The following is a 15032-nucleotide window of genomic DNA, read 5'->3' as shown; positions in this document are numbered from 1 at the left end:
AGTTCGCGCGGCCTTACGCGGGAGCGGCGGCGCCGGGCGTACGCAGCCCGTGCGCTGTCACGGTCACCTCGACCGCGTCACTCGCGAGGCCCCGCGACACTACGGTCCACGTATCCGACCGCGCTGGATAGAAGCGGAGCGTCAGCGCCTCACCGGTGCCACTGAAGATCTCCGCGATCGAGTGGTCCAGGATGATCCGCAGCTCGAGCTCCGCTCCCGGGGCGAGTTCGGGCAGCGGCATCCGATACGCGCCCACGTGGGCGCGCGCATCGGTGGAGGCGTGCCCGCGGTCGACGGTCAACGAGCCGTCGCCGATCTCCAGATCCAGGAAATCGAGGTCCCCGGCGCCGCCCTCCCCGCACATGATCCGCAGCCCCCAGGCCGGGTCCCGGCCGAAGCCGAGGCGGACGCGGATGTCGGCCGCGGAGCTGATGCTGCCGAGTACGGATTCGGCCCCTGGCTGTGCTCGCATGGCCCGCTGCCACGTGCGCGTGCGCAGGCCGTCGAGCTCGCGGGCCGGCGCCTGGTGCGGGCTTCCGTCGGGGCGCAGGGTGACTTCCCGGGGGACGGTCAGGACCCCGGCCCAGCCGGCCTCCTTCGCGCACGATTCCTCCCGCGCCTCCCAGGACCAGCCCCACAGCAGCCATCGCCCGCCGGGGGCAGGCATCAGGGCGGCGGCGTAGAAGTCGGGTCCGTAATCGAAACGGCTCGTGGCCCCGAACCGGAAGCCCTCGCCGTCCCGTTGGCCGGCCCAGGCCACGACGTGCGACGGGCCCGTGCGCTGGTACCAGGCGCTGGTGAGCAACAGGGCCCGGCCGTCGTCGTAGACGGCCAGCTGGGGGCACTCCCAGGCTTCCCCCGTGCGGAGTGCGGAGCCGTCAGGGGCCGGGTCCGCCCGGCGGTGGAGGGGGCCGTCGAAGGCCCAGTCGGCGAGGTCCGGTGAGCTGTACGCCAGTGCGGCACCGTCACCGTCGGCGTAGCCGGCTCCGACGAGCATCCGCCAGCGGTCGCCGTCCCGCCATACGTACGGATCGCGGAACGTCGTCACTCCCGCCGGCGGGTCCGGGACCACGAGTCCGGGGCGCTTGACGAACGTGCTCCCGTCCGGACCGGAATCGGCCGCGGCCACCGGCTGCCAGGGACGGCCGACGCGGTGAGCCGAATAGAAGGCGGTGATCCTGCCGTTGTGCGAGACGGCGTTCCCGGAGAAGCAGCCGTCCTCGTCGGGCCGTCCGAGCTCGGGCGCGAGCGCGATTGGCTGCGGCTCCCAGCGCAACAGGTCCCGGCTGCGGTAGTGGCCCCAGTGGACGCGGTCGTGGGTGGGCGCCTGCGGATTGTGCTGGAAGAAGACGTGGTACCAGCCATCGTGGTGGACCAGCCCGTTGGGGTCGTTGATCCAGTTGGCCGGCGGCCTCAGGTGCACCTCGGGAAGGTGCGGGTCCCGGATACGGTCGTCGGTCACTCCTTGACCGCCTGTGCCGCCACACCCTGCACGAACGCGCGCTGGAAGATCAGGAACACCACGAGGGTCGGGACGGTCATCATCGCGGCGAAGGCCATGATGTCCCCCCATTGCAGAGGTGGCAGCGTCTGGAAGACGGACATGCCCACCGGCAGCGGCCGTACGCTCTCGCTCCTGGTGACCATGACCGGCCACAGCAGTTGGCCCCAGGTCATCAGAAAGCTGAGGATCGCCACCGACGCGTACGCGGGCTTCGACAGCGGCACGATGATGCTGCGGAAGGTGCGCCAGGCTCCGGCCCCGTCCACCCGTGCGGCCTCCTCCAGCTCGCGGGGCATCCCGAGGAAGAACGAGTAGAAGAGGTAGATGAAGAAAGGGTTGGCGATGAAGGGCACGATCTGCGCCTGGTAGCTGTCCAGCCAGCCCAGCTCCGTCATCATCAGCAGCAGCGGGATGGTGAGCGCCTCGAACGGGATGATGATGAGCGCGACGACGATCGCCAGCACCACGTTCCGGCCGGTCCAGCGCAGCCTGGCCAGCGCGTAGCCGAACATGCTGTTGACGACGAGGCCGAGGCCGACCGTGGCGCCGCACACCACCAGGGAATTGAGCAGCAGGCGGCCGAAGTTGGATCGCTCCCAGGCGCTGGTGAAGTTGTCGAGCGTCGGGTCCAGCGGGATCAGGGCGCGCCAGCTGCCGCCGTCGCCCAGGACGTCGGCGTTGGGTTTGAGCGCGCCGACGAACATGAAGACCAGCGGGATCAGCATCACCAGCGCGATGAGTCCGGAGACGGCGTAGTGCAGCGGAAGGTTGTGGATACGACGCTGGGTCATCGGACGGCGCGCTCCTCACGGCCGAGCCGGCGCTGGATGAGCGTGACGGCGAGTACGAACAGGAAGAAGACGACGGCGATGGCAGAGGCCTGGCCGATCATGCGCCGGGTGTATCCGGTCTGCAGCAGCTGCAGCATCATCGTGCGGGTGGAGTCCTGAGGCCCGCCCGGGAACTGCGGCATCATGTAGACCTGATCGAAGAGCCGGAAGGCGAAGATCGCGGTCACATTGATAACGAACACCATGGTGTTGCGCAGCCCCGGCAGCGTGACATGGCGGAACTGCTGCCAGGCGCCCGCCCCGTCGACCCGCGCCGCCTCGTACAGCGAAGCGGGGATGGCCTGGAGGCCGGCGAGGAAGATCACCATCTGGAAGCCGACGCCCTGCCAGACCGAGGTCAGCACGATCGCGGGCATGGCCCAGCTCGTGCTGGACAGCCAGCCGGGCTGCAGATGTCCCAGGGTCAGCGTGCCCAGCACCCCGTTGACGAGGCCGGAGTCGGGGAGCAGCAGCACCTTCCACACGACCGAGGCGACGGCCATCACCGTCACGGTGGGCAGGAAGTAGACCGTACGGAAGAACAGCCGGCCCCGCAGCCGCCGGTTGACCAGGACGGCGAGCGCGAGGGCGGCGCCCGTCTGTACGGGCACGACGATGGCCGCGAAGAGCGCGTTGTTGCCGAACGAGCGCCAGAACTGCGCGTCGGTGAAGATGCGCTGATAGTCTCCAGGCCGGTGAACTCCACCGGAAGCGGCGAGGACAGCCGCTGGTTGGTGAACGACAGAACGACCGCGAAGACGAACGGGAAGATCAGGAAGACGGCCAGCAGAGCGACGGCCGGGGCGGAGAACAGGACCGCGGCGGCACGTCCCCGGCCGCCGCCGGCCCTGGCGAGAGTGGTACGGGACATGGCAGCCGGCCTCACTTGACGGGGTAGCCGTCGTTGTCCTTGATGTCCTGGTCGATCGTGTCGACCGCCTTCTTCAGGGCGCCGGACACGTCCTTGCCCTGGCTGATGTCGTCCACGGCCTGCGAGAACGCCTGCGTGATCGTGGGATACGCCGGGGTCTGCGGACGCGGCACCGCTACCTCGGGTGCCTTGTTGAGGCTGTCGGTCACCAGGCTCATCGGGCCGCCGGGGGCGTAGATGTCGGTGTCCTCGAGCGCCTCCGTGGTCGACGGCGGGGCGCCCACGGCCCCGTACATGCTCAGCAGGCTCTTCTTGGTGAGCAGGTACTCGAGGAATGCCGCGGCCGCGTCCGGGTCCTCGGCCTTCCGCGTGATGCCGAACTGCCAGGACCCCATGCCCGTCTTCGACCCGGTGCCGAAGTCGGGCAGCGGGATGACCGCGAGGTCGTCGCCGGCCGCCTTCTTGTAGCCGTTCTTGTACGCCCACATGCCGTTCCAGGCGATCGGGCTGGTCTTCTTCAGGAACGGGGTGTCGTCCTGGGCCTCGGTGTTCACGTACTTCTTCGTGTACCAGGACTGGAAGATCTTCATCGCCTTGACGACCTCGGGCTTGTCCAGCGCCCCCGCCGCCGTCCGGTAGCCGTCGCGGTCGATCAGATCGCCGCCCGCGGACTGGACGATGGGGCTGAAGGCGTACGAGAACCACTCGCCCTGGCGCCCGTACCACATGTGCGGGTCGAGCGGCCGGTCGTAGCCCGCCTTCTGCAGCTTGCCGAGAATGTCGGTGAACTCGGCGGCGGTCCAGGCGTCGTCGACCCCCTTCGGGATGCGGGCGCCGGCCTTCTCGAGGGCGGACTTGTACGCGTACAGGACGACGCCGGAGTCGAAGGCGCCGACCCCGTACAGCTTCTTCTGGTACGTGCCCTGCTGGACGATCGAGGGCAGCAGGTCCTTGCGGGTCTTCGCCTTCAGGCAGTCGTCGAGCGGTATCAGGTCCTGATTCCAGGCGTAGTTGTAGAGGTTGGGCCCGTCGAAGTCGAGGACGTCCGGCAGCTTGTCCGAGGCGGAGGCGGCCTGCACGGCGTCGTTGTACGTGCCCTCGGGGACGCTCTGCACCTTGACGGTGACCTTGTCCTGGCTCTTGTTGAAGGAGTCGACCACCTTCAGGAACGTCTTCTTCTCGGCTCCTCCGCCGTGATAGAAGGTGCTGATCGTCCGCTTTCCGTCGATCTTCCCGTCGCAGGACGAGCCGCCCGAGGCGGCGGTGTCGCCCGCTCCCGAGCAACCGCCGGCCGTCAGTCCCAGGGCGGCGCAGGCCGCGACTACGATGGTTCTGCGCATTGAGGTTCGTCCGTTCTGTGAGTGAGAGCCGGATGGACTGCGGTGGGGCCGGGTGGCAGCCCGGCCCCACCGGATGTGCAGGTATCAGTTCGCGGGCCGGGCAGGCCCGATGGAGTCGCGTTCCCGCAGCGGCATGGGCACGCGGTGGCTCGACGCGCTCAGCGGGCCGTCCTCGAGGATCAGCTCGACGGCCCGGCGGCCGAGTTCGTGGTGGGGCAGGGCGACCGTGGTGAGGGCGGGCTTGAGCCAGCCGGCGATGTCCTGGTCGTCGAAGGACACGATGGAGACGTCCCGCGGGACGGACAGTCCGGCCTCGGCGAGCGCCTGGTAGGCGCCGAAGGACACCCGGTCGGTGGAGCACACCAGCGCGCGCGGCCGGTGGCCCTCGGCGAGCAGCCGGCCCACTTCCCGGTAGCCGTCCTCGGTGTTCCAGTCGCATTCGGCCACGCCGTTGAGCCGGGCCCCCGCGTCCCGGAAGACTTCCTGCAGCCCGCGCATGCGCTCGATCCCGGCGAAGATGCCGTCCGGAGTGGCGGGGACCGCCTGATGGCCGCCGATGGCCCAGATCCCGTCGGTGTGCCCCGCGGCCAGCAGCGCGCGTCCGGCGGTCCGGCCGGCCTCGATCTCGTCCGGGATCACCGACGGCGCGTCGAAGCCGGGGGCCAGGCAGTTGAGCAGCACGACGCGGCGGCCGTGCAACTCCGGGGGAGGGGTGACGTAGTGGGTGTACATCGCGGCATAGATCACCGCGTCTACCTGCCGGTCCAGCAGGCCGTTGACGAGGCCGGACTCCACCGCCCGGTCGCCGCCCGTCTCCGTGATGAAGAGCAGGTGCTCCTTCGCCCGCGCCGCCTCCAGCGCCCCGCGGATCACCTCGCCCGCGAAGGGCGTCGTGGTGATGGCGTCGGAGACGAAGCCGATGGTCTGGCTGGACTTCGTACGCAGGCTGCGCGCCGTGGCGTTGGGCCGGTAGCCCAGCTCGGCCGCCGCCTCCAGGACCTTGTTACGGGCCGCGTCCGAGATCCGCATGTCGGTACGGCCGGACAGCGCGAAGGACGCGGTGGTCGGGGACACCCCCGCGCGGCGGGCGACGTCGGCCATGGTCACGCGGTTCGCGGGCATCGGCTGCTCGACCTCCGTTAAATCGGATTAGCAAGTGCGAGACGAGGATGCTGCGCGCGCCACGTCGTGTCAACGCCCCGGACATACTTCGACACGCTTACGTAACCAGCTGTGCGTTAGCTCTTGCGTTAGCAGCTCGACGGGTCGAACGATGCGTGCCGTCCGCAGAGTTAAACCGATTTTGCACGACCGTCCACTCAGGAGCCGCTCATGAAGCGAAGGAATGTCCTCCGCGTCCTGTCCGCCGCTGCCGTCGGCGGCGCGCTCGTACCGCTCACCTCGAACACCCGGAGCTCGGCCGGCACTTACGGGCTGCGCGCCGCGGACGTAGCCGCCCACTGGGACTTCCCGGAGGGGGCCGGCGCGACCACGCGGGAGAAGGTCACCCAGTCCACGAACCCGATCAACTACGTCTTCAACAAAGCCGTCTACAAGCCGGACAGCGACCCGCTGTGGAACCCGAAGCGGGACGCGGACGGCGTCCTCTCCGGCGCGCTGCTCTTCGACGGCTACTCCACCTGGATAGCGCGCGGAGCCGCCGAGACCACGCTGCCCACGGACGGCCTCACCGTCGAAGCCTGGGTCGCGCCGCGCGCCTTCGAGTGGGGCGACGAGGGCAAGCCCTCCGTCATCATCAACCAGCAGGACAAGGGCGCCCGGCGCGGCTTCTGCCTGGGCGTCGGCCGGCACGGCGGCTGGTCGTTCGAGATCGGCACGGGAGACGCCTGGCATACGGCGACCGCCCCGAAGTCCGCCGCCCTGGCCGCGGGCGAGTGGGCCCACATCGCCGCCGTCTTCGCCCCCGCCGGCGGCGCGATCGCCCTGTACCTCAACGGTGAATCGGTCGCCCAGCAGACCGTCCCGTCGTCCGCACGGCTGAGCAAGGCGGACGTGCCGCTGGTCGTCGGACAGCACAACCAACCCGTCGTCATCAACGGCACGTTCAAGGTCAACATGTTCAACGGCCTGATCGACGAGCTGAAGCTGCACGGCGGCGCGCTCAGCGGCGCCGAGGTCAAGGCCGGGCACGAGGCGGACCTGAAGACCTTCTCCGGCGGCACGATCCCCAAGGCCGCCATGGCGATGAAGCGCTCACGGTACGAAGGCGACCGCTACCGTCCCGCCTTCCACTTCACCGCGCCCGAGCACTGGATGAACGAACCGCACGCCCCCATCCAGGTCGACGGCAAGTACCACCTCTTCTACCAGCACAACTCCCACGGCCCGTACTGGCACAACATCTGCTGGGGACACGCGGTCAGCGAGGACCTGGTGCACTGGCGCGACCTGCCCGTCGCCCTCGCGCCGACGGCCGACAGCGTGGCTCCCGACGGCGTCTGGTCCGGGGCCTCGACCCTGGACGACAAGGGCCTCCCGGCGCTGCTGTTCACCGCCGGCAACGACTCGATCAAGCCCAACCAGGCGGTCGGCCTCGCCCGCCCCGCGGACCCGGCCGACTCCGACTTCGTGCACTGGAAGATGCACCCCGAGCTGGTGATCAGCCAGCAGGAGGATCTCGACGTCGGCTCCGACCGCAAGGTCCGCTTCGGCGACTTCCGGGACCCGTTCGTCTGGAAGGAGGGCGGCACCTGGTTCCAGCTGGTGGGCTCCGGCGTCCAGTCCTCCTCGGGCACCGACCTCGGCGGCACGGCACTCCTCTACACCTCCACGAACCTCACCGACTGGACGTACGAGGGGCCGCTGATGACCGGCGACGTGGCCACGTACCCGAAGACGGGGCAGGTGTGGGAGCTGCCGACCTTCCTGCCGATCGGGGAGGACGCACAGGGCCGACGGCGCTTCGCGCTGCTGGTCAATCCCGCCTTCCCCGCCGGCCCAGGCGAGTACAGCAGCAAGTTCACCTTCTACTGGGTCGGCGTCTGGGACGGCAGCTCCCGCACCTGGACCCCCGACGACACCGAGCCGCGGCTGCTCGACTACGGCGAGCACTTCACCGGCCCGAGCGGCATGGTCGACGACAAGGGCCGCTCGCTGGTCTTCACCATCGCCCAGGACCGCCGCTCCGAGCAGGGCCACTACGACGCCGGGTGGGCGCACAACGCCGGACTCCCGATCGTGCTGTCCCAGCGGGCCGACGGCGACCTCGCCTTCCGGCCCGTGGCCGAGGTGGCCGAACTCCACGACGGCGCGGCACTCGTGCACATCGACAGCTCCACCTCACTGTCGGACGCGAACGCCAAGCTCGCCGCCGTCAAGGGAGACCTGCTGCACATCAAGCTGACGATGGCAGCGGGCGACGCCGCGAAGTTCGGCCTCGACGTGCTGCGCAGCCCGGGGGACGAGGAACGCACCCGCCTCTTCTACGACACGTCGGCCAAGGAGCTCGGCGTGGACCGGACCAAGACCGGAAACGTCTCCAGCGCCGTGCCCGACCTCGGCATCCAGAAGGGCCCGCTGGCCCTCGCCGACGGCAAGCTGACCCTGGAGGTGTTCGTCGACCGCTCCATCATCGAGGCGTACGCGAACGCCCACCGCTCCATCACCACCAGGGCGTACTCCTCCCGCACGGACGCGCTCGGCCTGCAGCTCTTCGGCGAGGGCAGCACCGTCACGTCCTTGACGGTCTGGAAGATGGGAGGCATGGCTGTCTGAGGCAGCTGAGGCCGGCGCTGCTCACGGCGCCATCACCACCAGCCAGTCACCGCCCGTCGGGCGGTAGCCGTGGGCGGCGTTCAGGGCGTGGACTACGGCGCCCATGTGGTGGGCGCCGTAGACGACGGCGACCTCCATGGCGTCCATTTCGTGGGCCTCGTAGATGCGGAGCAGCGTGGCCACCAGGCGGACGTCCCGGTCCTCGAGGATCAGGGGGTCGAGGAGCGTCGGCTCGGTGTGGTACGAGGTGTCGTCGTTCACGTCGTGGCCCATGAAGTCCGCCGCCAGCCGGGCGCGGCCGCGGAGCAGGAACCAGAGGTAGAGCAGCGGCAGTACGGGGATGAGCGCGACGAAGGCCAGCCGCATCCACCGCGGGCGCGGGGGCCGGTCCGGGTCGAGATCGTCCAGGTCGGGCCAGACGACCGGCACCCGCTCCGGCAGCCGCAGGTTCTGGTAGACGAAGTCCTCGCGGCGTAAGTGCCTGATCCGGCGGTACCCGCGGGTGAACCAGCCGGGGGCCGGCTCCTCGCCCCACCCCTCCATCACGATCATGTCGCAGCCCGCCAGCTGCCGGCTCACCTCGTCGTAGAACGTCTGCTGCCCGAGGTGCACCATCGGAAAGATCCGGAACTTCAGCGGCACGCCGCCCCGGGCCAGCACCCACACCGCCGAGCGCATGCCCAACTCCGTAGTCTCGATCAACTGCACGGCCCACCACCCCCCACCCGCGCCTGGTGGAGGGTGGACGCGTACGGGCGGCGAATGGTTGTGGTGGCGGGGCGGGCTATTCGCCGCGGGCGGACACGTCGCGGATCAGCGACATCAGCCGCGCGTGCGTCTCGGCGTCCGCGGCCGCTACGAGCCCCCGGCCGCCCTCGCCGACCGGGCCGCCGTCGATCCCCGTCACCGTGCACCCCGCCGCCCGGCACAGTGCGATCCCCGCGGCGAAGTGCACGCTGCCGGACAGATCGCCGCCGTCCGTGACGTACGCCGCCCGCTTCCCGGCCGCGACCCAGGCCAGGGCGATCGTCGAGGAGACGACGCGTGGGCGGAAGCGTTCGCCGAAGCCCGGATGGGCCAGCAGGTCAACGGCCCGGAAGCCGGGGGCACTCGGGAACGGCGGGTCGAGATCCACGTCCACGAGCGTGGTGGCGGAGGTGGGTGCCAGCGGGGCGTCGGCACCGTCCCGGCCGCACACCCACGCCCGCTCGCCGTCCGTCGCGAAGACCTCACCGCTGAACGGGTCCGCGACCGCCGCCGCGCCGCCCCGCAGCGCCACATTGACGGCCACGATCATGTTCCCGACGGCGTAGTTGAGCGTGCCGCAGAGCGGATCCACCAGCCACTGCCGCCCGGCACCGACGGCACCCTGCTGCCCGCCTTCCTCACCGAGCACCGCGTCGTCCGGCCGCCGGTCCCGAATGACGTCGAGGATCGCCTTCTCGGCGGCCACATCGGCCTCAGTGGCGAAGTCCCCGCCCCCTTTGTCGATACGACCAAGCCGCCCGCCGTACAGCTCGCGGACCACATCCGCGCCGGCACGTACGGCCGCTATCGCGACGTCGGAATCCTCGGAACCGGCAGCAGCTGACTTGATCACAGCGAGCACAGTACCGGGACGGCCGCCCGCCCCGGCCTGTCAGTGGTCCCTTGTAGCCTCCGGATCATGACAGCTGAGCCGCTCCACGACCCGCGTCCGACGTTCGCCAGGGCCCTTGACCAAGCCGAGCAGCAGGTCGCGGCGGTACGTCCCGATGAGCTGAACAGCCGCACTCCCTGCACCGAGTACGACGTTCGCGCGCTGCTCGGGCACATCGTCTCCGTGCTGCACAAGCTCGATCGTGTCGGCACCGGACGCGACGCGCGCGAGGTCCCCGATGTGATCGAGGGCGTCGCCGATGACGGCTGGGCGGACGAGTTCGCCCGGGCCCGCGGCGAGGTCGAGCGGGTGTGGGCCGATGACGGGCAGCTCGACCGGATGGTCGAGCTGCCGTGGGCCACGCTGCCCGGCCGGACCGCCCTCGATGCCTACACCCACGAGTTCACCGTGCACTCCTGGGACCTCGCGCATGCCACCGGGCGACTCGCCGGACTCGATCCCGACCTCGCCGCGCAGGCGCTCGAGGCGTTCTCGGCGTTCGCGCCGCCGGAGGAGCGCAGCGAGCGGGGCCCGTTCAGCCCGGCCGTGCCGGCGCCCGACGACGCCGACGTTTACAGCCGGCTGGCCGCCTACCTGGGGCGCCGGCCGTAACCGGCCAGGCTGGTGGTTACTTCAGGCCCATGCCGGCGATGCCCGACACGATCCGCCGCTGGAACAGCGCGAATACCACCAGCAGCGGGATCGCGCCCAGCACCGCGGACGCCATCAGCTGCGGCAGGGGCACCCCGAAGGCGTCCTGCACGGAGTTGAGGCCGACGGGCAGCGTCATCATCTCCGGGTCGGTGACCACCAGCAGCGGCCACAGGAAGTTGTTCCACACATGCACGAAGACGAAGATCGTCACGGCCGAGACCGCGGGCCGCGATATCGGCATCACGATCTGCCAGTACGTGCGCAGCCACCCGGCACCGTCCGCCCGCGCCGCCTCGATCAGCTCCCGCGGAATGCCGTCGAAGAACGTCTTGAAGACGAAGACCGCCACGACATTGGGCACCTGCGGCAGGACCACACCCCAGTACGTGTTGAGCAGCCCGGCCGACTCCAGGGTCAGGAACTGCGGGATCATCAGCACCTGCATCGGGATCATGATCCCGGCGAGCAGCAGCATGTTGACGCCCTGCCGGAAGCGGAACCGCACCTGCGACAGCGCGAAGGCGGCCATCGACGCGGCCACCACCGTGATCACCGTGGTGAGCGCCGAGGTGATGAAGCTGTTCGCGTACCAGTAGAGGATGTTGCCCTTGTCGAAGAGCGAGTCGTACGCGTCGAAGGTCGGGTTCGACGTGAACCAGGACGAGGGATCGGCCAGCACCTCGCTGGTCGGCCGCACGGAGATGAGCACGGCGTAGACCAGCGGGATCAGCCACAGCAGCGCGAAGGCGATCAGCACGCCCAGCGCGACCCGGTTGAAGAGCTTCTCGGAGTCGATGCGGCGGTCCGGGACGGCGGCCGGGGTGTCGGTGGCAGGAGCGGTGACGGTGGTGGCGCCGTCGGTCAGGGAGGTCATCGTCAGCTCTCCTTCTGATTGCGGCGGGCGACGGCGAACCAGACGAGAGAGAACGCCAGGATGACGAGGAAGAGGAAGAGCGAGACCACGGAGGCGTAGCCGGTGCGGCCGTCGGTGAAGCCGGTGTCCACGATGAGCTGCAGCGTCGGGCGGGTCGAGCCGTCCGGGCCGCCACCCGTGATCATGTAGATCTGGTCGAACACCTTCAGCGAGGCGACGATCTGCAGCACCACCACCAGAACCGTGGTGCGGGCCAGCATCGGCACCACGATGTGCCGGATGCGCTGCCACGGGCCGGCCCCGTCGATGGCCGAGGCCTCGTGCACATCACGCGGAATCTCCTGCAGCGCGGCGATGTACAGCACGAAGTTGAAGCCGAGCGTCCACCAGACGGTGACGCCGGCGATCGAATACATCGCCCAGTTCGGGTCGCCCAGCCAGGACGGCGGGGTGATGCCGAACCACTGCACGACCTCGAAGGCGGGACCTGTCTGGTCGGCGAGGATGCCCCACAGGAAGATCAGCGAGATGGCGGCGGAGGGGATCACGTACGGCGCGAAGAACGCGAAGCGGATGAACCACCGGCCGCGGACGAACCGGTCCGCCAGGATCGCCAGCACCAGCGCCATCAGCACCAGCGGGATGGTGGTCAGCACGGTGAACCACAGCGTGTGCCCCAGCGTGCGCCAGAACTCGCTGTCGGCCAGCACATCCCCGTAGTTCGTGAAGCCCACCCAGTCGCCCATGCCGGTCTTCAGCAGGCTGCCGTTGAAGAAGCCGGCGATGAAGGTGTAGATCAGCGGGCCGACCAGAAAGATGACGTAGAAGATCGCGAACGGGGCGATCAGGCCGGGACCGGCCCAGCGGCTGGTCCGGCTCGCGCGTTGGGGGCTAGCTGTGCCCAGGGTGCTCGCCACGGCAGATGCCTTTCGTCCTCAGCTCGGCGGAATCAGATCGGGGATTCGACGGAAGCGAGCTTCTTCAGCTCGCTGCGGATCCGTTCGGCACCGGCCTTGGGGGACAGGTAGCCCTTCAACGCGCCGATGGTCGCGTCGCCCACCTCGACCTGCAGGTTGCTGCCCGCGCCGCCGTACCAGGCGACCGGGTCGTAGACCGCACCGTCGGCCGCGGCGGTGTAGTGCGACTGCGGCTCGAGCTTCTTGTACGCGGCCGACTGCTGCGTCGGCAGCCAGGCAGGCACATGCCCACCGGCGGCCCATTCCGCGCTCGACTGCAGCAGCGAGCCGCAGAACTGCAGGCTCAGGTCCAGCCGTTGCGCTTCCTCGGTCGACGCCTTCGGCAGCACCAGTGCGTGCGAGTCGGCGAAGCAGGCGTACGGCGCGTCCGAGAAGATGCGCGGGACCGGCTGCATGTCGAACTTCACCTTCGACTCCTGCACGGAGATGACCTGCCAGACCCCGTCGAAGAGGAACCCCGCCTTGCCCGTGGTCAGCATGGTGATGGCGCCCGCTCCGTCCGAGCCGGTCGGGACGACCTTCTCCGTGGCCAGCCGCCGGATGAAGGCGAGCGCCTCTTCCGCGGCCGCCATGTCGACCTGCACCGTGAGGCCGTTGTCCGTGACCAGCGGGGTGCCGCCGAGCTGCCGGTAGAAGGAGTAGAAGAGCCGGAACTGGGTGGACGGGTCCTTGTTGGAGGCGATCGCCAGGCCGAAGCCCTTCGTCACCTCCTGCATCGCCTTCAGCGCGTCGATGAACTTGTCCGGGCCGTCGAGATCGGTCAACTTCCCGTCCCCGTCCAGCAGTCCGGCCTTCTTCGCCAGGTCGGTGCGGCTGTAGAGGACGAACGGGTGCGTATCCAGCGGGACGGCCTGCAGCTTGCCGCCGTAATGCGCCTTCTTCCACGGCTTCGTATCGAACTTGTCCGGCGTCATGCCGTGCTTCGCCAGCTCGTCCTCCCGCAGCTCGCGGAGCAGCCCCGCCTCGGCGAGCACCGGCACCTTCGACAGATGCGCGATCGCCACCTGCGGCGGCCGGTCGCCGACGGCGGAGAGGGAGAGCTTGGTGTAGTACGGATTACCCCAGACGAACGTGGTCGCCTTCAGGGTGTTCCGCGGATGCGCCTTCTTGTACGCGTCCACCATCGCGACCATGCGGGCTCCGTCCCCGCCGGTGAACGGGTTCCAGAAGTTCACCCGCCGGCTCGCCGGGGGTGCCCCCGTGAACCCTTGCGCAATCGTGTTGCCGCAACCGCTCAGCGCGGTCGCGGACGCGGCGGCGGCCGCGAGTGCCGCGCCGCCGCGCAGCAGGCCGCGCCGCGAGAGTGCGTGGTCCGTCATGAGTGGATGTCCCTTCCACCGTTACAACGTTGTAATCGACGCGAGCAGGGCGATCGCTCAAAGAACTGGTCGACGATTTTGCAACGTTTACCTATGGGGGGCCGCGGCGTCAACACCTCGCGTCGGACCAACTTCCCCTCGCCCGTATGATCCACGGAACGCAAGTTACGGACCTGGGCGTACGCTGACGCCAACGGGTTAGGGAAGTAGGTGCGGAAAGCCTTGGCCGGTGCCCGCCTGAAGGACGTCGCCGAAGCGGCCGGCGTATCGATCAAAACGGTGTCCAACGTCGTACGCGGCTCCGCCCGCGTCGCCGAGCCGACGCGCGAACGCGTGCTGCGCGCGATCGACGAGCTCGGCTATACGCCCAACGCCTCCGCCCGCCATCTGCGTACGGGCCGCAGCGGCATCATCGCCCTGGCGGTGCCCGAGCTCGTCGCCCCGTACTTCGCCGAGCTGGCCACCGCGGTCATCGCCGCCGCCAAGGAGCGCGGCTGCACGGTGCTGATCGAGGACACCGGCGGCGACGCCGACGAGGAACTCCGCGTCGCCTGCGGCCTGTCCGACCCGCTCATCGACGGCGTGCTGCTCTCCCCGCTCCGCCTCGACCAGTCCCAACTCGCGGGCCGCGAGCACCGCGTGCCCCTGGTCCTGCTCGGCGAGCGTGACTACGAGGTCCCCGCCGACCACGTCCTCATCGACAACGTCGCCGCCGCCCGCGAGGCCACCGCCCACCTGCTCTCCCTCGGCTGCCGCCGGATCGCCGCGATCGGCCGCGAGCAGACGCCGCACGCGACCTCCCAGCAGCGCCTCGACGGTTACGTACAGGCGCTGAAGGAGGCCGGGATCGGCTACGAGGAGCGGCTCGCCCCGCCCGTCCCCACCTACACCCGCGCGGCCGGCGCCGAGGTGATGCGGTCGCTGCTGGAGCTGCCCGAGCCGCCGGACGCGGTCTTCTGCTTCACCGACCTGCTGGCCACCGGCGCGCTGCGCGCCGCCCACGAGCGCGGCCTGGACATCCCGCGTGACCTCGCGCTCGTCGGCTTCGACGACATCGAGGAGGCGCAGTTCGCCGTCCCGTCGCTCACCACCATCGCGCCCGACAAGCGGCAGCTGGCCCGGCTCGCGGTCGAGGCGCTGCTGGCGCGGATCGAGGGCCGGGTGGCGGGCGGCGCCGAGGCTCCGCACGCCACGATCCGGGCGGAGTACGAGCTGGTGGTGCGGGAGTCAACGCGACTGTGAGACCGGTGGGTTGATGCGGGTGGTCAGCCCCACACCTCCCGCACCAC

The 15032-nt window shown here is 69.7% G+C and carries 13 protein-coding genes; 3 read left to right on the top strand and 10 right to left on the bottom strand.

Features of this window, described 5'->3' with window-relative positions:
- Positions 1–13 precede the first annotated feature (13 nt).
- The 5 genes from G5C51_RS04790 to G5C51_RS04770 all read right to left on the bottom strand — a co-directional run bounded on the left by G5C51_RS04790 (position 14) and on the right by G5C51_RS04770 (position 5667).
- On the bottom strand, positions 14–1462 hold the full coding sequence (locus tag G5C51_RS04790) for a GH32 C-terminal domain-containing protein (protein WP_165232161.1): 1449 nt from the start codon (positions 1460–1462) through the stop codon (positions 14–16).
- Positions 1459–2295, bottom strand: coding sequence for a carbohydrate ABC transporter permease (locus G5C51_RS04785; protein WP_165232158.1), 837 nt, complete (start codon positions 2293–2295; stop codon positions 1459–1461). Before G5C51_RS04785 ends, G5C51_RS04790 begins: the two co-directional genes overlap by 4 nt.
- Positions 2292–2945 carry an ABC transporter permease subunit gene (locus tag G5C51_RS04780; RefSeq protein ID WP_206313413.1) on the bottom strand — a complete coding sequence of 218 codons (654 nt, stop codon included), beginning with the start codon at positions 2943–2945 and terminating at the stop codon, positions 2292–2294. Before G5C51_RS04780 ends, G5C51_RS04785 begins: the two co-directional genes overlap by 4 nt.
- Positions 2946–3216: 271 nt before the next feature.
- Entirely contained in the window at positions 3217–4545 is a 1329-nt protein-coding gene (locus G5C51_RS04775; RefSeq protein WP_165232155.1) for an ABC transporter substrate-binding protein, read from the bottom strand.
- Positions 4546–4629: 84 nt separating this feature from the next.
- Positions 4630–5667, bottom strand: a complete 1038-nt coding sequence (locus G5C51_RS04770; protein WP_165232152.1) for a LacI family DNA-binding transcriptional regulator — start codon at positions 5665–5667, stop codon at positions 4630–4632.
- A 210-nt stretch (positions 5668–5877) separates the two neighbouring features.
- Between G5C51_RS04770 and G5C51_RS04765 the strand changes: the two genes are divergently transcribed.
- Entirely contained in the window at positions 5878–8280 is a 2403-nt protein-coding gene (locus tag G5C51_RS04765) for a GH32 C-terminal domain-containing protein (RefSeq protein WP_165232149.1), read from the top strand.
- Positions 8281–8301: 21 nt separating this feature from the next.
- Here G5C51_RS04765 and G5C51_RS04760 read toward each other — a convergent pair whose 3' ends face one another.
- Positions 8302–8988, bottom strand: coding sequence for a hypothetical protein (locus tag G5C51_RS04760; protein ID WP_165232146.1), 687 nt, complete (start codon positions 8986–8988; stop codon positions 8302–8304).
- Between the two features lie 76 nt (positions 8989–9064).
- Positions 9065–9877 (bottom strand): inositol monophosphatase family protein, encoded by an 813-nt coding sequence (locus G5C51_RS04755; protein ID WP_165232290.1) that lies wholly within the window; start codon positions 9875–9877, stop codon positions 9065–9067.
- A gap of 69 nt (positions 9878–9946) precedes the next feature.
- Here G5C51_RS04755 and G5C51_RS04750 point away from each other — a divergent pair, with 69 nt between their 5' ends.
- A complete protein-coding gene (locus tag G5C51_RS04750; RefSeq protein ID WP_165232143.1) occupies positions 9947–10531 on the top strand; it encodes a TIGR03086 family metal-binding protein in 585 nt (194 codons plus the stop codon).
- A gap of 16 nt (positions 10532–10547) precedes the next feature.
- On the opposite strand, the gene G5C51_RS04745 is transcribed toward G5C51_RS04750, so the two are convergent.
- The 3 genes from G5C51_RS04745 to G5C51_RS04735 are packed head-to-tail and all read right to left on the bottom strand — an operon-like array spanning position 10548 to position 13743.
- A complete protein-coding gene (locus G5C51_RS04745; protein WP_165232141.1) occupies positions 10548–11447 on the bottom strand; it encodes a carbohydrate ABC transporter permease in 900 nt (299 codons plus the stop codon).
- 2 nt (positions 11448–11449) lie between these two features.
- Complete coding sequence (locus G5C51_RS04740; protein WP_165232137.1) at positions 11450–12364, bottom strand: ABC transporter permease subunit; 915 nt, start codon at positions 12362–12364, stop codon at positions 11450–11452.
- A gap of 32 nt (positions 12365–12396) precedes the next feature.
- A complete protein-coding gene (locus G5C51_RS04735) occupies positions 12397–13743 on the bottom strand; it encodes an extracellular solute-binding protein (protein WP_165232134.1) in 1347 nt (448 codons plus the stop codon).
- Between the two features lie 222 nt (positions 13744–13965).
- Between G5C51_RS04735 and G5C51_RS04730 the strand changes: the two genes are divergently transcribed.
- Positions 13966–14985: a LacI family DNA-binding transcriptional regulator gene (locus tag G5C51_RS04730; RefSeq protein ID WP_165232131.1), complete on the top strand. Its 1020-nt coding sequence runs from the start codon at positions 13966–13968 to the stop codon at positions 14983–14985.
- The last annotated feature ends 47 nt before the right edge of the window (positions 14986–15032 follow it).

Origin of the sequence: Streptomyces coryli (assembly GCF_011044975.1) — a bacterium.
GTDB classification, from domain to species: Bacteria; Actinomycetota; Actinomycetes; order Streptomycetales; family Streptomycetaceae; genus Streptomyces; species Streptomyces coryli.
The sequence above is the reverse complement of the archived record's forward strand: the minus strand, read 5'-3'. Positions and strand labels throughout refer to the sequence as shown.